This is a genomic window from Streptomyces sp. NPDC037421, assembly GCF_055602105.1.
The window spans coordinates 298,582-322,033 of record NZ_JBVJWV010000004.1 but is presented as its reverse complement, the minus strand read 5'-3'; the positions used below and the strand labels follow the sequence as shown (position 1 = coordinate 322,033).

Sequence of the window (23,452 nt, the reverse complement as noted above, 5' to 3'; positions counted from 1 at the left end):
CATTTCCCGGCCCGTGGACGCCCGAGCAGAACGGAATCTTCTCTTCCGCCGCATGACCTCCGTCACATTTCTCCGCCGCCGGAGGGAATCACCAGGTCAGAGGCCGGAACCGGAAAACAGCCGGCCCCGGACGCGCGTCCGGAGGGACGCGGCCGGGGCCGTTGTACAGGGCGCGGGGGTACGAGACCGTCTCACTCAGATGATGGATCACGTCTGAGCCGAATGATCCATAAGGAACTGGATCAACCCCGCGGGGGCCGTCGGGCGGGGACGCCCGGCGGAGGTCAGGCGAGGGCGACCAGGTCCCGGTAGTCCGGGCCCCACAGGTCCTCGACCCCGTCGGGGAGCAGGATGATCCGCTCCGGCTCCAGGGCCTCCACGGCGCCCTCGTCGTGCGTGACGAGGATGACCGCGCCCTTGTAGGTGCGCAGCGCGCCCAGGATCTCCTCGCGGCTGGCCGGGTCGAGGTTGTTGGTGGGCTCGTCGAGCAGCAGCACGTTGGCCGAGGAGACGACCAGGGTGGCCAGGGCCAGACGGGTCTTCTCGCCGCCGGAGAGCACGCCCGCGGGCTTGTCCACGTCGTCGCCGGAGAACAGGAAGGAGCCGAGCGTCTTGCGCACGTCGACGAGGTCCAGGTCGGGTGCGGAGGAGCGCATGTTCTCCAGGACCGTGCGGTCCGGGTCGAGCGTCTCGTGCTCCTGGGCGTAGTAGCCCAGCTTGAGGCCGTGGCCGGGCACGACCGTGCCGGTGTCGGGCTTCTCGGTACCCGACAGCAGGCGCAGCAGGGTGGTCTTGCCGGCGCCGTTGAGGCCGAGGATGACCACGCGGGAGCCCTTGTCGATGGCCAGGTCGACGTCGGTGAAGATCTCCAGCGAGCCGTAGGACTTCGACAGGCCCTCGGCGGTGAGCGGGGTCTTGCCGCAGGGCGCCGGGTCCGGGAAGCGCAGCTTGGCGACCTTGTCGGAGGCGCGGACGGCCTCCAGGCCGGAGAGCAGCCGCTCGGCGCGCTTGGCCATGTTCTGGGCGGCGACCGTCTTGGTGGCCTTGGCGCGCATCTTGTCGGCCTGCGAGTTGAGGGCCGCGGCCTTCTTCTCGGCGTTCTGGCGCTCGCGCTTGCGGCGCTTCTCGTCGGCCTCGCGCTGCTGCTGGTAGAGCTTCCAGCCCATGTTGTAGACGTCGATCTGGGAGCGGTTGGCGTCCAGGTAGAAGACCTTGTTGACCACGGTCTCGACCAGGTCGACGTCGTGGGAGATCACGATGAAGCCGCCGCGGTAGTTCTTCAGGTAGTCGCGCAGCCAGACGATCGAGTCGGCGTCGAGGTGGTTGGTGGGCTCGTCGAGGAGCAGGGTGTCGGCGTCCGAGAAGAGGATCCGGGCGAGCTCGACGCGGCGGCGCTGGCCGCCGGAGAGGGTGTGCAGGGGCTGGCCGAGGACCCGGTCCGGGAGGCTGAGGGCGGCCGAGATGGTCGCGGCCTCGGACTCGGCGGCGTAGCCGCCCTTGGTCAGGAACTCGGTCTCCTGGCGCTCGTACTGCTTCAGGGCCTTGTCCCGGGTGGCGCCGGAGCCGGTGGCGATGCGCTCCTCGTTGGCACGCATCTTCTTGATCAGTACGTCGAGCCCGCGCGCGGAGAGGATCCGGTCACGGGCGAGCACGTCGAGGTCGCCGGTGCGCGGGTCCTGCGGGAGGTAGCCGACCTCACCGGATCGGGTGATGGTGCCGCCGGCGGGCTGACCCTCGCCGGCGAGGCACTTGGTGAGGGTGGTCTTGCCCGCTCCGTTACGGCCGACGAGCCCGATGCGGTCGCCCTTGGCGACACGGAAGGACGCGTTCTCGATGAGGATGCGGGCGCCGGCGCGCAGCTCGATGCCGGTGGCGGTGATCACGGAAATACTCCAGGGCGGTGGGGACGGCGGAAGTGGGGGCAGGACGCGCGTTGCTTCGACGCCGCTAATCCGCGAGGAGATTTGCCATGGGATTCATTCTACCGGGGGTGCGCAACCACTTTTCGGGGCCTCCCGTCGCCCGTTCGGCGCACGGGCCACGCGGGGTCGCCCGGGCACGTATCAGGATGAAGGGGTTGACACTCGCCGCAGGGGCGGCAGGCGGCCCCTCCGGTCTCACCGATACGGGCGGTGCGGGATGCAGTTCGACGACAACGCCAATCTGGACACGTCCGAGGTCAAGGACGTGCGCGGCAGCCGTGTCCCGGGCGGGAGGGCCACCATCGGCGGTGGGCTCGTCGGCCTGATCGCTCTGGTGCTGGGGCTGCTCTTCGGGGTGGGCCCGGAGCAGCTGGGCCTGTCGGACGGCAGTCCGGAGCCGGTCGCGACCTCCTCCTCGGCCGCGCAGGTGCAGCAGGCGTGCAAGACCGGGCAGGACGCGAACACGCGCGAGGACTGCCGGCTGGTCGCGGTGGTCAACAGCACCCAGGACTTCTGGAAGCAGGAGTTCCAGAAGCGCGGCGGCGCCTACCGCCCGGCTTCCACGGTCTTCTTCACCGGCCGGGTGAACACCGCCTGCGGGGCGGCCACCGCGGCGGTCGGGCCCTTCTACTGCCCCGGCGACCGGCAGGTCTACCTGGACCTGGGCTTCTTCGACGAGCTGCGGACGAAGTTCGGGGCGAGCGGCGGCCCCTTCGCCCAGGCGTACGTCGTGGCCCACGAGTACGGGCACCACATCCAGAACCTGACCGGGACGCTCCAGCGGGCCCAGGACGGGCAGCAGGGCGCGAACAGCAACGCGGTGAAGGTCGAGCTCCAGGCCGACTGCTACGCGGGGGTGTGGGCGCACAACGCGACGAGGACCCCGGACGAGTCCACGGGGCGGCCCCTGGTCACCAGCCTCACCGACCAGGACATCCGGGACGGGCTGGACGCGGCGGCGGCGGTCGGCGACGACCGGATCCAGGAGAAGCTCCAGGGCCGGGTCAGCCCGGAGTCCTGGACCCACGGCTCGGCCGAGCAGCGCCAGCAGTGGTTCTACCAGGGCTACCGCACGGGCGACATGGCCCAGTGCAACACCTTCCGCTGACTGCCGGTGCCGCCTGCCATGCTGTGACGTGGGTCACTTGGGCCACCGTCACGAGAGGGAGTGATCGTCATGGCAGGCGTTCCGTCCATCTACCCCACGCTGCTCTACCGCGACGCGAAGGCGGCGATCCAGCAGCTCACCGAGGCGTTCGGGTTCACCCAGGTCGCGGTCTACGAGGGCGACGACGGCTCGGTGATGCACGCGGAGCTGGCTTACGGCAACGGCGCGGTGATGCTGGGCAGCAAGGGGCGCGGCGGCGCCTTCGACAAGGTCATGGAGGCGGCGGGCCCGGCCGGGGTCTACATCGTGGTCGACGACGTGGACGCCCATCACCGGCGGGCGGCCGAGCACGGCGTGGAGATCCTCATGGAGCCCACCGACCAGGACTACGGGTCCCGGGACTACATGGCGCGGGACGCCGAGGGCAACGTCTGGAGCTTCGGGACGTACGCGCCGCAGCTGTGACCCCCGCGGCGGGTGCGCGCGTACGCCTCCTCGCGCGCCCGCGTGCGGGGGCCGGCCGGCGGCTCCGGCGCGGGCGGCGTCAGCCGCCGCCGGTGTGGACCTGGAAGGCGGCCCGGCGGACCGCCTTGGCGAGGGCGGGGTCGGGGTGGGCGGCGGCCAGGGCGACCAGCACCTGCACCGTGCGGGGGTGGCCGACCGCGCGGACCTCGTCCAGCAGCCGGGGGACGGTGGTGCGGACGGCGGAGTCGAGGTGCCGGGCGAGCAGGTCGGCCTCGCCGTGGTCGGCGATGGCGGCGGCGGTGTCCACCCACAGCCAGGTCGACTCCTCGGGGGTGAGCACGTCCTGTGCGTCGTCGGGGTCCACCCCGTCGTGCTCGGCGAGCCAGAGCAGGGCGTACGGCCGCAGCGCGGGCTCGCGCAGGGCCGCGCGCACCTCGCGCTCGGCGGGGGCTCCGACCACCCTCAGGGCCTCGAAGGCCAGGCCGCGCAGCAGGGCGTCCTCGCCGCGGGCGGCGTGCAGCAGCTCGCTGACGGCGTGGCCGACGGGCCGGGCGGCGAGCCAGGCCTGGTACTCGGCGCGGGCCGGCCCGGGGGTGAGCCGGGCGCAGCCGTGCAGCATGGCGGCGGCGGACTGCTCGATGTTGCCGGCCGGGCTCTGGGCGGCGACGCAGATCTGCTCCAGCTTCACCCACACGGCCCAGCTGCCGAGGGGGGTGAGGGTGGCCCGGGCGGGGCCGAGGGTGACGGCGTCCACGGCGGCGAGTCCGCCCAGGGCCCAGCGCAGCAGCCGGGCGAGCGGGAGCGGCCGCGGTTCGGCGCAGGCGCCGGCGGGCTCGGCGCCGTAGGGGACCTCGCAGCGCTCGTCGCGCAGCTCGGTGACCCGCTGGCCGAGGAGGTCCAGGAGGTCGGGGACGGTCACCGGGCCGGCGGACAGCTGGAGCAGCGACAGCAGCTGCGGCATGGCCTCGACCACCTCGGCGACGGCCGAGGGGGTGATGTCCGCGGGGGCCGGGTGGACGAGCGACCAGGCGTCGAAGAGGGCGACCCAGCCGCGCAGTACGGCGGTGTCGTCGCGGTCCCAGGCGCGCAGCCGCCAGCCGGGGCGGGCGTGTCCGCCGTGCACCTCGACGAGGCCGGAGAGGCGGGCGCGGTCCCAGCCGACCCGGATCTGCCCGTGCGTCAGGCCCAGTTCCGAGGCGGCCCGTTCGATGTCGACGGCGGGCAGTGCGCCCGAGGGCGCGGGGCTGCCGCCGTCGCCCGCGCCGAGGTTCAGCTCGGCCCAGCGGGCCAGCCGTACCGCGTCGGCGAGCGAGGCGCGGGCGCGGTTCGCCAGGTCCGCCGTGGCGGGGGTGCCCGCCGGGGGCCGGGTGGCCGGCCGGGTTCGCCGGTCGGTCACCGCCTTGCGCGCCGTGGCGACGGAGCGCTGGGAGACGAGTCGGAGTCTGGAGTCGCGAGCCAACTGCTCATCAGGCTTTCGGGACGTCACGGAAGCAGTCTCGCCCGTCACTGGCCGAAAGCCCAAACGGAACGGGTCATTTCCACAGGTCACGGGGTGGATGAACCGGGAGGAATCCCCCACCGCGCCCCGTCCGCCACAGGCCCTTCACCCGGGCGCCACATCGCTCGTCACATGAGAGGGGTCAGGAAGCGCCGCAGCGCCTCCTCGTAGCGCAGCGGATCGGCGTTCCACATCGCCCCGTGCCCGGCGTCCATCACGGTGTGCAGGGTGACCAGGTCGGGCCGGGCGGCGGCGAGCCGGCGGGCGGGCTCCCAGGGGGCGATCGTGTCGGCGGGCCCGTGGAAGAGCAGGACGGGTACGCGCAGCGCCCCGGGGTCGGCCCCCGGCGCGAGGTGGTCGGCGCGCAGCCCGGCGCGGCCCTCGGCGGCCCGGACGGCGAGCGGGAGCAGCGGGGCCGGGGTGCCGCGGGCGGCGGCCAGGGCGCGCAGGGTGGTGTGCCAGTCCAGCACCGGCGAGTCCAGCACCACCCCGGAGACCCGGCCGGCCATGGCCGAGCGCTCCAGGACGCGCAGGGCCATGGCGGCTCCGGTGGACCAGCCGTACAGGACCACTCGGCGGGCCCCGTAGCGCACGGCGTAGCGGATGGCGGCGTCCAGGTCCCGCCACTCCGACTCGCCGAGGTGGCCGAGGCCGTCCGGGGAGGCGGGGGCGCCGATGTCACCGCGGTAGCCGAGGTCGAGCACCGGGAGTCGGTGGCGGTGCAGGAAGGGCATGACCACCATCGGGTGCTCCCGGCCGGTGCCGAGCCCGTGGACGGTGATCACCCAGGTGCCCCGGACGCCGGGCAGGAACCAGGCCGGGAGCGGGCCGAGCTCGCCGGGGACGTCCACGTCGGCGTGGTCCAGCCCGAGGGCGGAGCGCGGGTTGCCCCGGTGCACCTGGGGGGTGAGGGCGACCCGGGTGCCGGGGGTCAGGCTGCCGTGGCTGACGGCCAGGAGGCGGCGTACGACGGTGTCCGGGTCGTGCGGGACGTCGGTGAGGACGGAGCCGACCACGGCGTGCACCCCGGGTGCCTCCAGGCCGTGGACCCCGGGGCGCAGGGAGGCCAGGGAGCGGGTGAGGACCACCCGGCCGGCTTCGGCGGAGTGCACGCTGAGGCGGGGGCCGCCGGGCAGCGGGCGGCCCGGTTCGGGCCGCAGGGCCGCGTCGGCGGCGTACCGGCCGGCCGCGACCGCGGCCGCTCCGGCGCCGATCAGGGTCGTGGTGACGGCCGCTGCCGTCGCTGTGGCGGTACGCACCGTTCCAGTCTCGGCTCGCGGGGGCGGAGGGGCCACCGGAGGAGATCGTTCCCCCGGAGGGCGCGGGCGGGGGCCGAGCGGCCGACGAGGCGATTCCAAGCGGAGTGATCTACCTCTCTTTCCGAGGTCGGAGAGGGGGCGTCCGCAAGCCGGTGGCGCCCACCGGAAGGCTCCGTTCACCCGGCTTTGACGTGCATGAATGGGGATGGCTACGGCAGAATCAGGACGAATGACCCGATCGTATGGCGCGGGGGGACACCGCGCCGCCCGAGTCAGTTCATCTTCCGTTCACCCAGGTTGCCTACGGTCGCCGAGCCACTGACGCCAAACAGAAGCCTGGGTAAATGGAGCACATAACGCTTCTCCTCGGGATCGTGATCATCACCGCTCTCGTGTTCGACTTCACGAACGGTTTCCACGACACAGCCAACGCGATGGCCACCACCATCTCGACCGGCGCCCTCAAGCCCAAGACGGCGGTGGCCATGTCCGCCGTGCTCAACCTCGTCGGCGCGTTCATGTCCGTGGAGGTCGCCAAGACGATCTCCAAGGGCCTGGTCAACGAGGAGGGCATTCAGCCGGAGGTGATCTTCGCCGCCCTGGTCGGCGCGATCCTCTGGAACCTCGTCACCTGGCTGGTCGGCCTCCCCTCCAGCTCCTCGCACGCCCTGATGGGTGGCCTGGTCGGTGCGGCCGTCGCCTCCGCGGGCCTCGGCGCCGTCAACGGCGACACGCTCGTCACCAAGGTGCTGCTCCCCGCCGTCGCCGCCCCGGTCGTGGCCGGTGTGGCCGCGATGCTGGCCGCGAAGGTCACGTACAAGCTGAACGGCAAGGTCGGCGAGAAGACCTCCGCCAAGGGCTACAAGGCGGGTCAGATCGCCTCCGCCGGTCTGGTCTCCCTCGCGCACGGCACCAACGACGCGCAGAAGACGATGGGCATCATCACCCTGGCCCTGGTCGCCGGCGGCGCGCTCGCGCCCGGCTCCAACCCGCCGGTCTGGGTCATCGTCTCCGCTGGTCTGGCCATCGCCATGGGCACCTACCTGGGCGGCTGGCGCATCATCCGCACCATGGGCTCCGGCCTGACCGACCTGCAGCCGCAGCAGGGCTTCGCCGCCCAGACCTCGGCCGCCAGCGTCATCCTGGCCTCCTCGAACCTCGGCTTCTCCCTCTCCACCACGCACGCGTGCTCCGGCGCCGTCATGGGCGCGGGCCTGGGCCGCAAGGGCGGCGTGGTCCGCTGGTCCACCGCCACCCGCATGTTCGTCGCGTGGGGCCTGACCCTGCCGGCCGCCGCCCTGGTCGCCTCCGGCGCCGAGCTGGTCATGCGCACCGGTGACATCGGCGTCACCGCCGTCGCGGTCTTCCTCGTCGCCTCCTGCGTCGCCATCTGGGTGATCTCCCGCCGCCAGGTCGTCGACCACACCAACGTCAACCAGACCGGCACCGCCTCCACCGAGGCCGAGGAGCCCGGCGTGGTCACCACGGCCATGGCCGCCGTCGTGGTCCCGCCGCTCGCGGGCACCACCGCCGCGGTCACCGACGAGGACCTCAAGGCCACCATCCCGGCCGCGACGGCCGCCCCGACGACCCCCACGGCCCCGGCCGCGGCGGTCTGACCCCGAGAACGACAGAGGAAACGGCAGTATGAAGATCGACTGGGCAGCACTCGGCTCCGTCTTCGGGGTCAGCCTCTCCGCCACCGTCGCCCTCGTGGCCCTCTTCACCCTGGGCCTGGTGGGCCTCTCCAAGCACGAGGCCGCCACCGAGCAGGGCGGGGCCGCGACCCTGGCCCGCAGCGGCGCCTACGCCTGCTTCGCGCTCTGCGCCGCGGCCGTGGCCTACGGGATCTACCTGATCGTCAGCTGACGCCGCCGCACCGCGTACCACGGCTCCCTCCGGGATTCCCCGGAGGGAGCTTTCGCGTACCCGCGCCCCTTCCCCGCCCTCCGTCCCACCAGGTCAACGGCAAGTTGACGGGCGTTCGCGGGGCGTGGTGGACTGCCCGAGCCAATACGGCGGCATGGAGAGGAAGTCCGGTGCGAATCCGGCGCGGTCCCGCCACTGTCACCGGGGAGCGCACGCGGCGCGTGCGCCCCGGGAGCCAGGAACTCTCGCCGCCGGACACGTCGAACCAGGGCGCGGACCCTGAGTGAGGACATACCTGCCACCATGCGTGCCGACCGCGTCTTCGCGTACGGCGCCACGGCGGGGCTGATCGGCGACCGGATCCTCGGGGATCCTCGCTGGGGGCACCCCGTGGCCGCCTTCGGACGAGCCGCCGCCGCAGTCGAGGGCGCCCTGTGGCGCGACGACCGCGCCCGGGGCCTCCTGCACACCCTCGTCTGCGCGGGCGGCGCCGCCGCCGTCGGGGCGCTGGGCGCGCGCGCCGTGCGCTCCCGGCCCGCGGCCGCCCGCATCGCCCTCACCGCCGCGGCCACCTGGGCCGTGGTCGGCGGCACCTCCCTCGGCAGGGAGGCCCGCGCCATCGGCGGGGCGCTCGCCGCCGGGGACGCCGAGGTGGCGCGGGAGCGGCTCCCGCACCTGTGCGGGCGCGACCCCCAGGCGCTGGACGAGCAGCAGATGGCCCGGGCCGTCGTGGAGTCCGTCGCCGAGAACACCTCCGACGCGGTGGTCGGGGCCCTGGTGTGGGGCGCCGTCGCCGGGGTCCCCGGGCTGCTGGCCTTCCGCGCCGTGAACACCCTGGACGCGATGGTGGGCCACAAGTCGCCCCGCTACCTCCGCTACGGCTGGGCCTCCGCCCGCCTCGACGACCTGGCCGGCTGGCCCGGGGCCCGGCTCACGGCCCTCGCCGCCGTGGCCGCCGGTCCCGACCGGCGGGGGGCCGTACGGGCCTGGCGCGCCGACGCCGCCGCCCACCCCAGCCCCAACGCCGGCCCGGTGGAGGCCTCCTTCGCCGGGGCGCTCGGCGTCCGGCTGGGCGGGACCCTGTCCTACGGCGGCCGGACCGAGCACCGGGCGGTGCTCAACGGCGACACCGGGCGGCCCGTGGAGGTCGCGGACATCGAGCGGGCGGTACGGCTGTCGCGGCGGGTGACCTGGCTGGCCCTGGGGGCCTGCGTGGCGGTCCGCTGCGCCGTGGCGAAGACGGCGAAGACGGCGAAGACGAAAAGGGGACGGGCATGAGCGGCACGGGGCGCGGCGGCGGACTGCTGGTCGCGGGCACGACGTCCGACGCCGGCAAGAGCGTGGTCACGGCGGGCATCTGCCGCTGGCTGGCCCGGCAGGGCGTGAAGGTGGCCCCGTTCAAGGCCCAGAACATGTCGCTGAACTCGTTCGTGACGCGGGAGGGCGCCGAGATCGGCCGCGCCCAGGCCATGCAGGCCCAGGCCGCCCGGGTGGAGCCGACCGCGCTGATGAACCCGGTCCTGCTCAAGCCGGGCAGCGACCGCAGCAGCCAGGTGGTGCTGCTGGGCAAGCCGGTCGGCGAGATGAGCGCCCGCGGCTACCACGGTGGCCGCCAGGAGCAGCTCCTCGGCATCGTCACGGACTGCCTGGAGCAGCTGCGGGGCACGTATGACGCCGTGATCTGCGAGGGGGCGGGCAGTCCGGCCGAGATCAACCTGCGCCGGACCGACATCGTGAACATGGGGATCGCGCGGGCCGCGCGGTTCCCGGTGGTCGTGGTCGGCGACATCGACCGGGGCGGGGTCTTCGCCTCCTTCTTCGGGACGACGGCCCTGCTGTCCCCCGAGGACCAGTCGCTGATCGCCGGGTACATGGTCAACAAGTTCCGCGGCGACGTGTCCCTGCTGGAGCCCGGCATGGAGATGCTGCGCGGCCTGACGGGGCGGGCCACGTACGGGGTGCTGCCGTTCCGGCACGGGCTGGGCATCGACGAGGAGGACGGCCTGCGGGTCTCCCTGCGGGGCGCGGTACGCGAGTCCGTGGTCGCCCCGCCGGTCGGCGAGGACGTGCTGCGGGTCGCGGTGTGCGCGGTGCCGCTGATGTCGAACTTCACCGACGTCGACGCGCTGGCGGCCGAGCCGGGCGTGGTCGTGCGGTTCGTGGACCGGGCCGAGGAACTGGCCGACGCCGACCTGGTCGTCGTACCGGGCACGCGCGGCACGGTGAAGGCGCTGGAGTGGCTGCGGGAGCGGGGACTCGCCGACGCGCTGGCGCGGCGGGCCGCGGAGGGGCGGCCGGTGCTGGGCATCTGCGGCGGCTTCCAGGCGCTGGGCGAGCACATCGAGGACGAGGTCGAGTCGAAGGCCGGCTCGGTGGCGGGACTGGGGCTGCTGCCGGTGCGCGTGCGCTTCGCCGCCGAGAAGACCCTGGCCCGGCCGGTGGGCACCGCGCTGGGCGAAGAGGTCTCCGGCTACGAGATCCACCACGGGGTGGCCGAGGTGCTGGGCGGCGAGCCGTTCCTGGACGGCTGCCGGGTCGGACCGGTGTGGGGCACCCACTGGCACGGCTCGCTGGAGTCGGACGGCTTCCGCCGGGCGTTCCTCCGGGAGGTGGCCGCTGCCGCCGGCCGCCGCTTCGTGCCGGCGCCGGACACGTCGTTCGCCTCGCTGCGGGAGGAGCAGCTGGACCTGCTCGGGGACCTGATCGCGGAGCACGCGGACACCGATGCGCTGCTGCGCCTGATCGAGTCCGGCGCCCCCGCGGGCCTCCCGTTCCTCCCCCCGGGCGCCCCGTGAGGGCGGCGGCCCTGCGGGGCCGTTCCCCTGCCCGCCCTTCCCCCGTTCCCAGGGGCTCCGCCCCTGACCCGTTTGAGGCGCTGGGGTCTGGGGGCGGAGCCCCCGGGAAGCGGGGCCCGGGGCAGCGCCCCGGGGAACGGGCGAAGGGCGGGGCGGGGAGCCCCCCGCCCAGCGGCACCCGCGCCCCCGTGAAGACCGCTATCCCCGCACAGGCGGGGACCATCAGGAGTGAGCACCGCATGAGCACGCCCTACCCCGGGTCATCCCCGCGCGAGCAGGGACCTCTCGGAAACCCTTGCAGGATCGGACCGGCCCGGCGTGTTCGCCGACACATGCCACTCGAAGGAGTGACCGTCTCATGAGCAGCGTCCCGTTCCCCTTCTCGGCCGTTGTCGGCCAGACCGACCTGCGGCTGGCGCTCCTGCTCAACGCCGTGAGCCCGGCGGTCGGCGGCGTGCTCGTGCGCGGCGAGAAGGGGACCGCCAAGTCCACCGCCGTGCGCGCGCTGTCGGCGCTGCTGCCGCAGGTGGACGTCGTACCCGGCTGCCGGTTCTCGTGCGCGCCGGCGGCGCCCGACCCGGCCTGCCCGGACGGGCCGCACGAGCCCGGCACCGGCACCGGCCGCCCCGCTCGCATGGTCGAGCTGCCCGTCGGCGCCTCCGAGGACCGCCTCGTCGGCGCCCTCGACATCGAACGCGCCCTCGCCGAGGGCGTGAAGGCCTTCGAGCCCGGCCTGCTCGCCGACGCGCACCGCGGGATCCTGTACGTCGACGAGGTCAACCTGCTCCACGACCACCTCATCGACCTCCTCCTCGACGCCGCCGCGATGGGCGCCTCGTACGTGGAGCGCGAGGGCGTCTCCGTGCGGCACGCGGCCCGGTTCCTGCTCGTCGGCACCATGAACCCCGAGGAGGGCGAGCTGCGCCCGCAGCTCCTGGACCGGTTCGGGCTGACCGTCGAGGTCGCGGCCTCCCGGGAGCCCGCGCAGCGCGTCGAGGTGGTGCGCCGCCGGCTCGCGTACGAGGACGATCCCGCGGTCTTCGCCGCCCGCTGGGCCGGGGACGAGAGCGAGGTGCGGGCGCGGGTCGTGGCCGCGCGGGCGCTGCTCCCGCAGGTCCGGCTCGGGGACACCGCGCTGCTCCAGATCGCCGCCACCTGCGCCGGGTTCGAGGTCGACGGCATGCGCGCCGACATCGTGATGGCCCGTACCGCGACCGCGCTGGCCGCCTGGGCCGGGCGGACCTCCGTGCTCAAGGAGGACGTCCGGCAGGCCGCCCTGCTGGCCCTCCCCCACCGGCGCCGGCGCAACCCGTTCGACGCGCCCGGCCTGGACGAGGACAGGCTCGACGAGATCCTGAACGGCTTCCCCGACGAGGAGCCGGAGCCCGAGCCCGACCCGGAGCCCGAGGGCCCGGACGACGGTGACGGCGGCGGCCCTGACGGCGGCGGCGGGGTGCCCCCGCAGGGCGGCGGGCCCGAGACCGGGCACGCGCCCGACACCCCACAGGAGGCCGAAGGCCCCGAGCCGCAGCCCTCCGCCCCGCAGGGCGGGGCCGGCGGCGCCGAGCAGGCCGCCGTGGCGGCCGCCGAGCCGTTCCGCACCAAGATGCTGAGCGTGCCCGGCCTCGGCGAGGGCGCGGCCGGGCGGCGTTCGCGCGCCCGTACCGCGCACGGCCGCACCACCGGCGCCCAGCGCCCCCGGGGGCACCTCACGAAGCTGCACCTGGCGGCCACCGTGCAGGCCGCCGCCCCGCACCAGAAGGCCCGCGGGCGCGCCGGACGCGGCCTCGTCGTGCGCAAGGACGACCTGCGCCAGGCCACCCGGGAGGGCCGCGAGGGCAACCTCGTGCTGTTCTGCGTGGACGCCTCGGGCTCGATGGCCGCCCGGCAGCGCATGAGCGCCGTCAAGGGCGCGGTGCTGTCCCTGCTGCTGGACGCCTACCAGCGCCGGGACAAGGTCGGCCTGATCACCTTCCGCGGCGCGGGCGCCGAGCTGGCGCTGCCGCCCACCTCCTCGGTGGACGCGGCCGCCGCCCGGCTGGAGAAGCTGCCGACCGGCGGCCGCACCCCCCTCGGCCCGGGCCTGCTCAAGGCCCACGAGGTGCTCCGGATCGAGCGGCTGCGGGACCCCTCGCGCCGCCCGCTGCTGGTGGTCGTCACCGACGGGCGGGCCACCTCGGCCGGGGCCGTCGGCGGTGACCCGCGCGAGCTGTCGGGGCGCAGCGCCCGGCTGCTGGCCGCCGAGGGGATCGCCTCGGTGGTGGTGGACTGCGAGTCCGGGCCGGTCCGGCTGGGGCTGGCGGGGGCGCTGGCCGCCGACCTGGGCGCGCCCGCCGTGACCCTCGACGGGCTGCGGGCCGACTCGCTGGCCGGGCTCGTGAAGAACGTACGTACCGCAGTGACCCACGAAACCCCCAGGAGGGCCGCGTAATGCCGCAGGGACAGCCGACCGTCGTTCCGGACGACGGGCTCACGACGCGTCAGCGCCGCAACCGCCCGCTCGTCTTCGTGCACACCGGGCCGGGCAAGGGCAAGTCGACGGCCGCGTTCGGCCTGGCGCTGCGCGCCTGGAACCAGGGCTGGCCGATCGGGGTGTTCCAGTTCGTCAAGTCGGCGAAGTGGAAGGTCGGCGAGGAGAACGCGCTGAAGGTGCTGGGCGCCTCCGGCGAGGGCGGGTCCGTCGTCTGGCACAAGATGGGCGAGGGCTGGTCCTGGGTCCAGCGGGACGCGCAGCTCGACAACGAGCAGGCCGCCAAGGAGGGCTGGGAGCAGGTCAAGCGCGACCTGGCCGCCGAGACGCACAGGCTGTACGTGCTCGACGAGTTCGCGTACCCGATGCACTGGGGCTGGATCGACGTGGACGAGGTGATCGAGGTGCTGCGCAACCGCCCCGGCACCCAGCACGTGGTCATCACGGGCCGCAACGCTCCGGAGAAGCTGGTGGAGTTCGCCGACCTGGTCACCGAGATGACCAAGGTCAAGCACCCCATGGACGCCGGCCAGAAGGGCCAGAAGGGCATCGAGTGGTGACGTCCGTGAACGTGCCCCGGCTGGTCATCGCCGCGCCGTCCTCCGGCAGCGGCAAGACCACCGTGGCGACGGGCCTGATGGCGGCCTTCGCGGAGCGCGGCCTGGCCGTGTCCCCGCACAAGGCCGGGCCCGACTACATCGACCCCGGCTACCACGCGCTGGCCACGGGCCGGCCGGGCCGCAACCTGGACGCCTTCATGTGCGGGCCGGAGCTGGTCGGCCCGCTGTTCGCGCACGGCTCCGCCGGGTGCGACCTCGCCGTGGTCGAGGGCGTGATGGGGCTCTACGACGGGGCCGCGGGGCGGGGTGAGCTGGCGTCGACGGCGCAGGTGGCGAAGCTGCTGCGGGCGCCGGTGGTGCTGGTGGTGGACGCCTCCTCGCAGTCGCGGTCGGTGGCGGCTCTGGTGCACGGCTTCGCCTCGTTCGACCCGCAGGTGCGGCTCGGCGGGGTGATCCTCAACAAGGTGGGCTCCGACCGGCACGAGGTGATGCTCCGGGAGGCGCTGGAGGAGGCCGGGATGCCGGTCCTCGGCGTCATGCGGCGGGCCCCGCAGGTGGCGACGCCGTCCCGGCACCTGGGCCTGGTCCCGGTGGCCGAGCGGCGGACCGACGCGGTCGCGGCGGTGGCGGCGCTCGCCGAGCAGGTGCGGGCCGGCTGCGACCTGGACGCGCTGATGGCGCTGGCCCGGACGGCGCCGCCGCTGGACTGCGCGGCGTGGTCCCCGGAGGAAGCCGTCTCCACCGTCCCGGCCGCCGTCGGTCCCGGGGGGCGGCGCCCCGTCGTCGCCGTCGCCGGCGGAGCGGCGTTCACGTTCTCGTACGCCGAGCACGCGGAGCTGCTGACGGCCGCCGGAGCCGAGGTGGTCGCCTTCGACCCGCTGCGGGACGAGGCGCTCCCCGAGGGCACCGCCGGGCTGGTGATAGGCGGCGGGTTCCCCGAGGTGTACGCCCCGGAGCTGTCGGCGAACGAGCCGCTGCGGGGGGCCGTCGCGGACTTCGCGGCTGCCGGCGGGCCGGTGGCGGCCGAGTGCGCCGGGCTGCTGTACCTGGCGCGCTCCCTCGACGGGAAGCCGATGTGCGGGGTGCTCGACGCCGACGCCCGGATGTCGGAGCGGCTGACGCTCGGCTACCGGGAGGCGGTCGCGGTGTCGGACAGCTCGCTCGCCGCCGCGGGGACGCGGCTGCGGGGGCACGAGTTCCACCGGACGGTGGTCGAGCCGGGCGCCGGAGCGGCGCCGGCGTGGGGGTTCACGCATCCCGAACGCCGCGTCGAGGGCTTCGTACGGCAGGGCGTGCACGCCAGTTACCTGCACACCCACTGGGCGGCGCAGCCCTCGGTCGCCCGGCGCTTCGCGGAAGCCGCGGCAGCGCACCGGTGACCGGTCTCCCCGGCCGGGGGTCAGTCCGCGAGGCCGATCACGAGCCAGATCCCGGCCACCCCGCCCACCGTGCACATCAGCGTGGACAGGGCGGGGTGCTCGTGGTGCGCCTCGGGGAGGATCTCGGCGGCGGCCAGGTACAGCAGGGCGCCGCCGAAGAACCCGAGGTATGCCCCGAGGGGTTCCTCCGGAAGGGTGAACAGCAGGGTGGACGCGGCGCCGACGACCGGGGCCACGGCGTCCGCGAAGAGCATCAGCAGGGCCTTGCGGCGGGCGTTCCCGTAGAGGCGGGTGAGCGTGTACGTGTTGAACCCGTCGGCGAAGTCGTGGGTGATGACGGCCAGTGCCACGGCCACGCCCATGCCGCCGCCGACCTGGAAGGCGGCGCCGAGGGCCACCCCGTCGGCGACGCTGTGGCCGACCATCGCGGCGGCCGCGGTGAGGCCGACCTGCGGGACGCGGCCGCCGCCGTGGCCGTGCCCGTCGTGGCCGCCGTCGTCCGCGGCACCGTGCGCGGCCTGGCGTACGGCGAGCAGGCGCTCCACCACGTGGGCGACCAGGAAGCCGCCCACGAAGAGCAGCAGGGCGAGCGGGACGCCGAACACCTCCTGGCGGGCGGCGTGCAGGGCCTCCGGGAGCAGGTCGAGGCCGACCACGCCGAGCATCAGCCCGCCGGCCAGGCCGAGCACCAGGTGGCGGCGGTCGGTGACGCGTTGCGCCGTCCAGCCGCCCGCCAGCGTCATGAGGAACGCGCCCAAAGCCACGATCACCGCCATGTGCCCCTGAATACCGACTGGCGGCCGGGTGCGCACTTCCGCGCGCGGGTGGCGGGCGGCAGCGTGTTGACGACGAGAGACGGACGACGGACGGAGGAGGGATCCCGGTGGGCGAGTACGTGACGCGGCTGGTGGTCGGGGTCGGCGGGCGCGCGGGGGTCTCCGTCGAGGAGGTCTGCGCGCTGGTCGAGGAGACGCTGCGGGGGGCCGGGCTGGCCACCGGGGCGGTGGCGGCGCTCGCCACGGTGGAGTCGAAGACCGGGGAGCCGGGGATCGCGGGGGCGGCGGAACGTTTCGGCGTGCCGTTGGTCGGCTATCCGGCGGAGCGGCTCGCGCTGATCCCGGTACCGCACCCCTCTGCGGCGGTGCGGGACGCCTCCGGCACGGCCTCGGTCGCGGAGGCGGCGGCCCTGGCGGGCGGCGGGGAACTCCTCGTGCCGAAGCGGCGGTCGGTGGCGGCGACGTGCGCGGTGGCCACCGCCGAGGAGCACGACCTGCGCCACCACGGGGACGCGGAGGTGGCGGACGCGGGCGGCGCGCTGGTCGACCTCGCGGTGAACGTGCGCTCCGACACGCCGCCGCAGTGGCTCAAGGAGCGGATCGCGGCCTGCCTGGGCGACCTGGCGGCCTACCCCGACGGACGCGCGGCGCGCGCGGCGGTGGCGGCCCGGCACGGGCTGCCGGTCGAGCGGGTGCTGCTGACGGCGGGGGCGGCGGAGGCGTTCGTACTGATCGCGCGGGCGCTGGGGGCCGTACGGCCGGTCGTGGTGCACCCGCAGTTCACCGAGCCGGAGGCGGCCCTGCGGGACGCCGGGCACCGGGTGGAGCGGGTACTGCTGCGAGCCGAGGACGGCTTCCGGCTGGACCCGGCGGCCGTACCGGAGGAAGCCGACCTGGTGGTGGTCGGCAACCCCACCAACCCGACGTCGGTCCTGCACCCCGCGGGTGTCCTGGCGGCGCTGGCCCGGCCGGGACGGACCCTGGTGGTGGACGAGGCGTTCATGGACGCCGTCCCGGGTGAGCGGGAGGCGCTGGCCGGGCGGACGGACGTCCCCGGGCTGGTCGTCCTCCGCAGCCTGACGAAGACGTGGGGGCTGGCGGGGCTGCGCATCGGGTACGTCCTGGCCGAGCCGGAGGTCATCGCGAAGCTGGCCGCCGCGCAGCCGCTGTGGCCGGTGTCGACGCCGGCGCTGGTGGCGGCGCAGGCGTGCGTGTCGCCGGAGGCGCTGGCGGAGGCGGAGGCCGCGGCACGGCGGATCGCGGTGGACCGGGAGCACCTGCTGGCGGGGCTGGCGGAGTTCGAGGAGGTGCGGGTGTCGGGGGTGGCCGAGGGGCCGTTCGTCCTGGTCCGGATCCCGGGCGCGGCGGAGGTACGCACCCGCCTGCGCGCGCTGGGCTTCGCGGTGCGCCGGGGGGACACCTTCCCGGGCCTCGACGCCGACTGGCTCCGCCTGGCGGTCCGCGACCGGGCGACGACGGGCCGGCTGCTACAGGCCCTGGACCACGCCCTCACGCTGGCCGCGCGGTAGGGGCGGGGGCCGCTGCTTCACGGCTCGTGCCCGCCGCCTCCCCCTCGGGGGCGGGGGCGGGGCGCCGGGCGGCGCGCCTAACATGGCGGGAGCGAGCGACGAACGGGGGGCGGCACATGAGGACGGCGGCGCGGATAGGGGTCGGGGTGGCCGTGCTGGCCGTGGTCGGCGGGGGCGTCTACGCCGTACCCCGGATCATGGACCGTGGCGCGGACGCCACCGAGCAGCGGTTGCAGGGGAAGCCCGGGACCGCGAAGGGTCCGGCCGGGACGCCGTTCACGCTGGTGGCGACCGGCGACATCATCCCGTACCCCTCGATCATCCAGCGCGCGGCGGACGACGCCGGCGGCAAGGCCGGCGAGTACGACTTCCGGAAGATACTCGCGGGCGTCAAGCCCATCGTGTCCGCCGCCGATCTGGCGATATGCCACCACGAGATACCGTACGGCCGGCCCGGCGGCCCCTACACCGGATATCCCGCCTTCAAGGCCCCGCACCAGCTGGCCGACGCCCTCAAGGACGCCGGGTACGACAGCTGTTCCACCGCTTCGAACCACACCCTCGACGACGGCTACGACGGCCTCACCCGCACCCTCGACCACCTCGACCGGGTCGGCCTCAAGCACGTCGGCTCGGCGCGCAGCGCCGACGAGGCCAAGGCGCCGGCCGTGCTCTCGGCCGGCGGCGCGAAGGTCGCCCAGTTGGACTACACGTACGGGACGAACGGCATACCGGTCCCGGCGGGCAAGCCCTGGGCCGTCAACCTGATCGACCAGGCCCGGATCATCGCCGACGCCCGCGCGGCCCGGGCGGCCGGCGCGAACGTCGTCCTCCTCAGCGTCCACTGGGGCACCGAGTGGCAGACGGCGCCCGACCAGCAGCAGAAGGACCTGGCGCAGGCGCTGACCGCCTCGCGCGGGGCGGACGGCCTCCCCGACATCGATCTGATCCTCGGTACGCACAACCACGTGCCGCAGCCCTACGAGAAGATCAACGGCACCTGGGTGGTGTTCGGGATGGGCGATCAGGTCGCGAGCTTCTACGAGCCGGAGAAGGCGCGGGGCAACATGTCCTCGATCCCCCGGTTCACCTTCGCCCCGTCGGCCGGGAACAGTGGCCGCTGGGAGGTGGTGAAGGCCGAGTACCTGACGCAGTTCTCGGACATGAAGCCGCCGTTCCGGGTCGTCTGCGCCTCCTGTACGCCGGACCGTGCCGACTACGCCAAGGTCGACAAGGAGGTCACGGCGGCCGTCACCTCGCGCGGGGCCGTCGGCCAGGGGCTGGAGCGCGCCACCCGCTGAGGGGGCACGGCGGCTACCGGGTCCGGCCGCGCCGGGTCACGACGAGGGCGCCCGCGCCGATGCCGAGCAGGAGGAGGGCGCCGCCGGCGACGTACGGGGTGACCGAACCGGCGCCGGTCTCGGCGAGGTTGGCCTGCGTGGTGGTCTGCGTCGTGGTCCGGGCCGCGGTCTGCGGCTTGACGCCGGGCTTGGCTTCCGGCTCGGCGGCGGGGCTCGGCGCGGCGCCCTTGGGGGCTTCGCAGTGGGCTTCGGCCAGTACGACCTCGCCGTCGACCTGGGCCACGTTCAGGTCCAGCGGGTTGACCGCCACCTTCAGGCGCAGCGCGGCCGCCGCGGCGGTGGTGGAGGTGGTCTGCGTACCGGAGAGCTCCAGGGAGACGGATCCGACGCCGGGGACGTCGACCTTGGTGGCGGGGCCGCCGGCGGTGAGGGTGACCTTCTTGCCGAGGGCGGTGACCGTGCCGAGGACGTTCGAGGTGGCGACGGGCTTCCTGCCCGCTTCGCAGACGGCCTTGGAGGTGACCTTCTCGACCTCGATGAGGGAGAGCCGGGGCAGGCCGGGGACGTGCACCTTGGCGTGGGCGAGGTTCGATTCGGCCTGGGCGGCGTTCTTGTCGGCGGTCGCCCTGGCGGTGGCGACGTCGGCCTTCAGGACGCTGACGGGCTGTCCCTGTTCGGCGCCGTCGAGGGTGACGGTGAGGGCCGTCTTCTCGGCGGTGGCGGGGGCGGTGACCTCGTTGAGGGTGGCCTTCAGCGGGACGTGCACGGCCTTGTTGAGCAGGCCCACGTCCAGTCCGGCCCGCAGGACGACGGCTCCGGACGTTCCCTCGCTCCCGGCGCCGCCGCCCGTGGCGAGGGCGGGCGGCGCGGCGAGCAGGGCTACCGCCCCCGTGGCGAGCAGAACGGCCGCGGGCATGCGGAAGGTGTTGCTGTTCAAGATGGTGGAACCCCCGGGGAGATGGGTGCCGTCGCAGCGCCAATGGGGGACATCGCGCACGCCGACGGCTTCGACGTTCGAAATCCTTACGCACTGGGAGTGAACGGTCAGCAACCCGGGGTGAGTTCACCCCAAAGGGTGGTTTCCACTCGCATATTCGATTTGTTGCGCAACAGCCGGCTCAGGAGTCCCGTCCGGCACGCCTTCAGGCCCGGACCACGCCGTTCACGATCACCCGGTCCGGCTGCGCCAGGGCGCGTACGTCGGCCCGCGGGTCGGTGGCGTAGACGACGAGGTCGGCCGGGGCGCCCTCGGTGAGGCCGGGGCGGCCGAGCCATTCGCGGGCCGCCCATGCCGTCGCCGAGAGGGCGTCCAGCGGCGGGATCCCGGCCTTCACGAGCTCCTCGACCTCGGCGGCGACCAGGCCGTGCGGCAGGGAGCCCCCCGCGTCCGTGCCCACGTACACCTGGATGCCCGCGTCCCAGGCCGCCCGGACGGTGTCGTAACGCCGCTCGTGCAGCCGCCGCATGTGCGCCGACCAGCGGGGGAACTTCGCCTCGCCGCCCGCCGCCAGCTTCGGGAACGTCGAGATGTTCACGAGGGTCGGCACGATCGCCACGCCGCGCTCCGCGAACAGCGGGATGGTGTCCTCGGTGAGGCCGGTGGCGTGCTCGATGCAGTCGATGCCCGCCTCGACGAGGTCCCGGAGCGAGTCCTCCGCGAAGCAGTGCGCGGTGACCCGGGCACCCAGGCGGTGCGCCTCGGCGATGGCGGCCTCGACCTCGGCGCGCGGCCAGCAGGCCGTCAGGTCGCCGGCGTCCCGGTCGATCCAGTCGCCGACGAGCTTGACCCAGCCGTCGCCGCGCCGGGCTTCCCGGGCCACGTACTCGACGAGCTGCGGCGGCTCGATCTCGTGGGCGTAGTTGCGGATGTAGCGGCGGGTGCGGGCGATGTGCCGGCCTGCACGAATGATCTTCGGGAGGTCTTCCCGGCCGTCGATCCAGCGGGTGTCGGAGGGGGACCCGGCGTCGCGGACGAGGAGGGTGCCGGCGTCCCGGTCGGTGAGGGCCTGCGCCTCGGCCGTCGGGGCGTCGACCGGGCCGTGGGCGTCGAGGCCCACGTGGCAGTGCGCGTCGACCAGGCCGGGCAGGGCCCATCCGGTGACCGTGGTGACCTCGCGGGCGGCGGTCGGCCGCTCGTAGGAGATCCGTCCGCCGACGACCCACAGTTCGTCGCGCACCTCGTGGGGCCCGACGAGTACGCGCCCCTTCACATGGAGCACACCGTTGTGATCACTCATGTCCGCACTGTACGTGCGCGCTGGGTAGGCTCGGCCGGTAACCCCGGACGAAGAGAGCACCGACGTGACCCACCCCCTGCTGGACCTCCCGCCGCTGACCGCCGAGCACTTCGCGTCGATCGAGCGGGGGGTGGCGCGGCTGCTGGGCACCCGGCACGACGTGGTCGTCACCCAGGGCGAGGCGCTGCTCCCGCTGGAGGGGTGCATCCGCTCGGGGGCGCGGCCGGGTTCGACGGCGCTGAACATCGTCACCGGGCCGTACGGGACCACCTTCGGCAACTGGCTGCGCGACGCCGGGGCGAACGTGGTGGACCTGGCGGTGCCCTTCGACACGGCCGTCAGCGGCGAGCAGGTGGCCAGGGCGCTGGCGGAGCACCCGGAGATCGACTTCGTCTCGCTGGTGCACGCCGAGGCGGCCACCGGCAACACCAATCCGGTCGCGGAGATCGGCGAGGCGGTACGGGCCCACGGGGCGCTGTTCATGCTGGACGCGGTGGCCTCGGTGGGGGCCGAGCCGCTGTTGCCGGACGCGTGGGGCGTGGACCTGTGCGTGATCGGCGCGCAGAAGGCGATGGGGGGCCCGGCCGGGGTCTCGGCGGTGTCGGTGAGCGACCGGGCCTGGGAGCGGTTCGGTGCCAACCCGGCGGCGCCGCGCCGCTCGTACCTCTCGCTGCTGGACTGGAAGGAGCGCTGGATCGACGGCGGCCGCAAGGCGCTGCTCCACGCGCCCGCGCAGCTGGAGATGCTCGCGCTGGAGGCCTGCCTGGACCGGATCGCGGCCGAGGGTCCGGCGGGCTTGCTGGAGCGGCACGCCGCGGCCGCCCGGGCCACCCGGGCGGGCGCGGCGGCACTCGGTGTCGCCCCGTGGGTCGGCGACCCCGCGCAGGCCGCTCCGGTGGCGACCACGCTGCGGGTCGCGGACGCCTCGCTGGTGGTGGCGAAGGCCCTGGCCGCGGATCCGGCGGCCCCGCTCGCGGCGGGCGGAGGGGCGCTGGCCGGGGAGATGGTCCGGGTCAACCACTACGGTCCGGCAGCCTCTCCGGAGGCGGTCGGGGCCGCGCTGGGGGCGCTGGCCCGTGCCCTCGGCGCCGATCCGGCGCCGGCCCTGGCCGCGGCTTCCGCGGCCTGGGCGTAGCCTCCGCGGCCTGGGCGTGGCTTCTGCGGCCTGGGCGTGGCTTCCGCATCCGCCGGCCGGTCAGCCGGCCAGCGCGTCCAGCAGCCGGTCCACCTCCGCCTCGGTGTTGTAGAGGTGGAAGGAGGCCCGCAGGGCTCCGTCGCGGGCGGAGGTGTGGATCCCGGCGGCCGCCAGGTCGGGCTGCCGGTGGGCCAGGCCCGGTACCGAGACGATCGCGGCGTCGCCGGGGACGGGCTCGTGGCCGAGGCGGGCGAGCCCTTCCCGGTAGCGGGCGGCGAGGGCGGTGTCGTGGGCGTGGACGGCGTCTATGCCGATCCGCTCCAGCAGCGCCAGTGAGGGCTCGGCGGCGTGGTAGGGGAGGAAGGCCGCGGACTCGTCGAAGCGGCGGGCGTCCCCGGCCAGTTGCCGCATGGGGCCGTAGACGGCGTCCCACTTGGACTCGGCCGCCACCCAGCCGGCGTGCAGCGGGGTCAGTCCGGGCTGGGCCTCCTCCGAGACCGTCAGGTACGAGGCGCCGCGGCCGCCGAGCAGCCACTTGTAGCCGCCGGTGACGGTGTACTCGTACGGCGAGGCGTCGAAGGGCAGCCAGCCGGCGGCCTGGGTGGCGTCCACGAGCATCCGCGCCCCGTGCGCGGCGGTCGCCGTACGGACCGCCGCGAGGTCCGCCGTGCGGCCGTCGGCGGACTGGACGGCGCTCAGTGCGACGAGGGCGGTGTCGGGGCGGACGGCTTCGGCGAGGGATTCCAGCGGGGCGAAGCGGACCTTGAGGTCGCCGCGGAGCACGAAGGGGTTCATGACGGAGGCGAAGTCCCGCTCGGGCACCAGGATTTCGGCGCCGACGGGCAGGGAGGCCGCGATCAGGCCCACGTGAACGGCGACGGACGAGCCGACGGCGGCGCGCCGCGGGTCGACCGAGACCAGCCGGGCGAAGGCGGACCGCACCCGCTCGACGACGCCGAAGTCGCCGGCCCCGGCGGGCAGTCCGGCCCCCGCGGCCTCGGCCAGCTCCCGTACCGCGGCGACGGAGGCCCGTGGGAGCACTCCGGCGCCAGCGGTGTTGAGGTAGGTGGTGGAGTGCGCGAACTCGGTGGCGCACACGCGGGACACGTGGGAGAGCGGAAGATCCATGCCGTCCACTCTGCGCCGACG

19 protein-coding genes and 1 riboswitch are annotated in these 23,452 nt (G+C 74.7%); of the genes, 12 read left to right on the top strand and 7 right to left on the bottom strand.

Annotated features, from left to right (window positions below; all coding sequences use genetic code 11):
- Positions 1-284 precede the first annotated feature (284 nt).
- Positions 285-1,883: an ABC-F family ATP-binding cassette domain-containing protein gene (locus ACZ7IF_RS09085; RefSeq protein WP_470965374.1), complete on the bottom strand. Its 1,599-nt coding sequence runs from the start codon at positions 1,881-1,883 to the stop codon at positions 285-287.
- A gap of 256 nt (positions 1,884-2,139) precedes the next feature.
- Between ACZ7IF_RS09085 and ypfJ the strand changes: the two genes are divergently transcribed.
- Together ypfJ and ACZ7IF_RS09075 are read left to right on the top strand one after the other, a co-directional pair.
- Positions 2,140-3,030: a KPN_02809 family neutral zinc metallopeptidase gene (ypfJ, locus tag ACZ7IF_RS09080; protein WP_470965372.1), complete on the top strand. Its 891-nt coding sequence runs from the start codon at positions 2,140-2,142 to the stop codon at positions 3,028-3,030.
- A 69-nt stretch (positions 3,031-3,099) separates the two neighbouring features.
- Positions 3,100-3,495 carry a VOC family protein gene (locus ACZ7IF_RS09075; protein WP_470965369.1) on the top strand — a complete coding sequence of 132 codons (396 nt, stop codon included), beginning with the start codon at positions 3,100-3,102 and terminating at the stop codon, positions 3,493-3,495.
- Between the two features lie 79 nt (positions 3,496-3,574).
- Here ACZ7IF_RS09075 and ACZ7IF_RS09070 read toward each other — a convergent pair whose 3' ends face one another.
- Together ACZ7IF_RS09070 and ACZ7IF_RS09065 are read right to left on the bottom strand one after the other, a co-directional pair.
- Positions 3,575-4,981: a hypothetical protein gene (locus ACZ7IF_RS09070; protein ID WP_470965366.1), complete on the bottom strand. Its 1,407-nt coding sequence runs from the start codon at positions 4,979-4,981 to the stop codon at positions 3,575-3,577.
- 140 nt (positions 4,982-5,121) lie between these two features.
- Entirely contained in the window at positions 5,122-6,252 is a 1,131-nt protein-coding gene (locus ACZ7IF_RS09065) for an alpha/beta hydrolase family protein (protein ID WP_470965363.1), read from the bottom strand.
- Positions 6,253-6,596: 344 nt separating this feature from the next.
- Between ACZ7IF_RS09065 and ACZ7IF_RS09060 the strand changes: the two genes are divergently transcribed.
- The 7 genes from ACZ7IF_RS09060 to ACZ7IF_RS09030 all read left to right on the top strand — a co-directional run bounded on the left by ACZ7IF_RS09060 (position 6,597) and on the right by ACZ7IF_RS09030 (position 15,325).
- Positions 6,597-7,871, top strand: a complete 1,275-nt coding sequence (locus ACZ7IF_RS09060; protein ID WP_470965360.1) for an inorganic phosphate transporter — start codon at positions 6,597-6,599, stop codon at positions 7,869-7,871.
- Positions 7,872-7,899: 28 nt separating this feature from the next.
- On the top strand, positions 7,900-8,121 hold the full coding sequence (locus tag ACZ7IF_RS09055; protein WP_007263389.1) for a hypothetical protein: 222 nt from the start codon (positions 7,900-7,902) through the stop codon (positions 8,119-8,121).
- Between the two features lie 159 nt (positions 8,122-8,280).
- Positions 8,281-8,366, top strand: a riboswitch (cobalamin riboswitch).
- A 58-nt stretch (positions 8,367-8,424) separates the two neighbouring features.
- Positions 8,425-9,399: a cobalamin biosynthesis protein gene (locus tag ACZ7IF_RS09050; protein WP_470965356.1), complete on the top strand. Its 975-nt coding sequence runs from the start codon at positions 8,425-8,427 to the stop codon at positions 9,397-9,399.
- On the top strand, positions 9,396-10,916 hold the full coding sequence (locus tag ACZ7IF_RS09045) for a cobyric acid synthase (RefSeq protein WP_470965353.1): 1,521 nt from the start codon (positions 9,396-9,398) through the stop codon (positions 10,914-10,916). Before ACZ7IF_RS09050 ends, ACZ7IF_RS09045 begins: the two co-directional genes overlap by 4 nt.
- A gap of 358 nt (positions 10,917-11,274) precedes the next feature.
- Complete coding sequence (locus tag ACZ7IF_RS09040) at positions 11,275-13,347, top strand: putative cobaltochelatase (protein WP_470965350.1); 2,073 nt, start codon at positions 11,275-11,277, stop codon at positions 13,345-13,347.
- Positions 13,347-13,946: a cob(I)yrinic acid a,c-diamide adenosyltransferase gene (gene cobO / locus ACZ7IF_RS09035; protein ID WP_352212342.1), complete on the top strand. Its 600-nt coding sequence runs from the start codon at positions 13,347-13,349 to the stop codon at positions 13,944-13,946. The genes ACZ7IF_RS09040 and cobO overlap by 1 nt, the downstream gene beginning before the upstream one ends.
- Positions 13,947-13,951: 5 nt before the next feature.
- Entirely contained in the window at positions 13,952-15,325 is a 1,374-nt protein-coding gene (locus ACZ7IF_RS09030; protein ID WP_470965549.1) for a cobyrinate a,c-diamide synthase, read from the top strand.
- A 20-nt stretch (positions 15,326-15,345) separates the two neighbouring features.
- On the opposite strand, the gene ACZ7IF_RS09025 is transcribed toward ACZ7IF_RS09030, so the two are convergent.
- Entirely contained in the window at positions 15,346-16,101 is a 756-nt protein-coding gene (locus ACZ7IF_RS09025) for a ZIP family metal transporter (protein ID WP_470965346.1), read from the bottom strand.
- A 119-nt stretch (positions 16,102-16,220) separates the two neighbouring features.
- On the opposite strand from ACZ7IF_RS09025, the gene cobC reads away from it, so the two are divergent.
- Positions 16,221-17,630, top strand: coding sequence for an Rv2231c family pyridoxal phosphate-dependent protein CobC (cobC, locus tag ACZ7IF_RS09020; RefSeq protein WP_470965546.1), 1,410 nt, complete (start codon positions 16,221-16,223; stop codon positions 17,628-17,630).
- Between the two features lie 116 nt (positions 17,631-17,746).
- Entirely contained in the window at positions 17,747-18,931 is a 1,185-nt protein-coding gene (locus ACZ7IF_RS09015) for a CapA family protein (RefSeq protein ID WP_470965343.1), read from the top strand.
- 13 nt (positions 18,932-18,944) lie between these two features.
- On the opposite strand, the gene ACZ7IF_RS09010 is transcribed toward ACZ7IF_RS09015, so the two are convergent.
- Together ACZ7IF_RS09010 and ACZ7IF_RS09005 are read right to left on the bottom strand one after the other, a co-directional pair.
- Entirely contained in the window at positions 18,945-19,868 is a 924-nt protein-coding gene (locus ACZ7IF_RS09010; RefSeq protein ID WP_470965341.1) for an SCO1860 family LAETG-anchored protein, read from the bottom strand.
- 205 nt (positions 19,869-20,073) lie between these two features.
- Positions 20,074-21,168: an amidohydrolase family protein gene (locus ACZ7IF_RS09005; protein WP_470965339.1), complete on the bottom strand. Its 1,095-nt coding sequence runs from the start codon at positions 21,166-21,168 to the stop codon at positions 20,074-20,076.
- A gap of 64 nt (positions 21,169-21,232) precedes the next feature.
- On the opposite strand from ACZ7IF_RS09005, the gene ACZ7IF_RS09000 reads away from it, so the two are divergent.
- Positions 21,233-22,303, top strand: coding sequence for a pyridoxal-phosphate-dependent aminotransferase family protein (locus ACZ7IF_RS09000; protein ID WP_470965336.1), 1,071 nt, complete (start codon positions 21,233-21,235; stop codon positions 22,301-22,303).
- Positions 22,304-22,363: 60 nt separating this feature from the next.
- Here ACZ7IF_RS09000 and ACZ7IF_RS08995 read toward each other — a convergent pair whose 3' ends face one another.
- A complete protein-coding gene (locus ACZ7IF_RS08995; protein WP_470965333.1) occupies positions 22,364-23,431 on the bottom strand; it encodes an aminotransferase class V-fold PLP-dependent enzyme in 1,068 nt (355 codons plus the stop codon).
- Between the last annotated feature and the right edge of the window lie 21 nt (positions 23,432-23,452).

Bases quoted from the DNA above. Each gene is read 5' to 3' on its own strand.
- ypfJ (WP_470965372.1), top strand. From the start codon at position 2,140: ATGCAGTTCGACGACAACGCCAATCTGGACACGTCCGAGGTCAAGGAC.
- ACZ7IF_RS09075 (WP_470965369.1), top strand. From the start codon at position 3,100: ATGGCAGGCGTTCCGTCCATCTACCCCACGCTGCTCTACCGCGACGCG.
- ACZ7IF_RS09060 (WP_470965360.1), top strand. From the start codon at position 6,597: ATGGAGCACATAACGCTTCTCCTCGGGATCGTGATCATCACCGCTCTC.
- ACZ7IF_RS09055 (WP_007263389.1), top strand. From the start codon at position 7,900: ATGAAGATCGACTGGGCAGCACTCGGCTCCGTCTTCGGGGTCAGCCTC.
- ACZ7IF_RS09050 (WP_470965356.1), top strand. From the start codon at position 8,425: ATGCGTGCCGACCGCGTCTTCGCGTACGGCGCCACGGCGGGGCTGATC.
- ACZ7IF_RS09045 (WP_470965353.1), top strand. From the start codon at position 9,396: ATGAGCGGCACGGGGCGCGGCGGCGGACTGCTGGTCGCGGGCACGACG.
- ACZ7IF_RS09040 (WP_470965350.1), top strand. From the start codon at position 11,275: ATGAGCAGCGTCCCGTTCCCCTTCTCGGCCGTTGTCGGCCAGACCGAC.
- cobO (WP_352212342.1), top strand. From the start codon at position 13,347: ATGCCGCAGGGACAGCCGACCGTCGTTCCGGACGACGGGCTCACGACG.
- ACZ7IF_RS09025 (WP_470965346.1), bottom strand. From the start codon at position 16,101: ATGGCGGTGATCGTGGCTTTGGGCGCGTTCCTCATGACGCTGGCGGGC.
- ACZ7IF_RS09015 (WP_470965343.1), top strand. From the start codon at position 17,747: ATGAGGACGGCGGCGCGGATAGGGGTCGGGGTGGCCGTGCTGGCCGTG.
- ACZ7IF_RS09005 (WP_470965339.1), bottom strand. From the start codon at position 21,168: ATGAGTGATCACAACGGTGTGCTCCATGTGAAGGGGCGCGTACTCGTC.
- ACZ7IF_RS08995 (WP_470965333.1), bottom strand. From the start codon at position 23,431: ATGGATCTTCCGCTCTCCCACGTGTCCCGCGTGTGCGCCACCGAGTTC.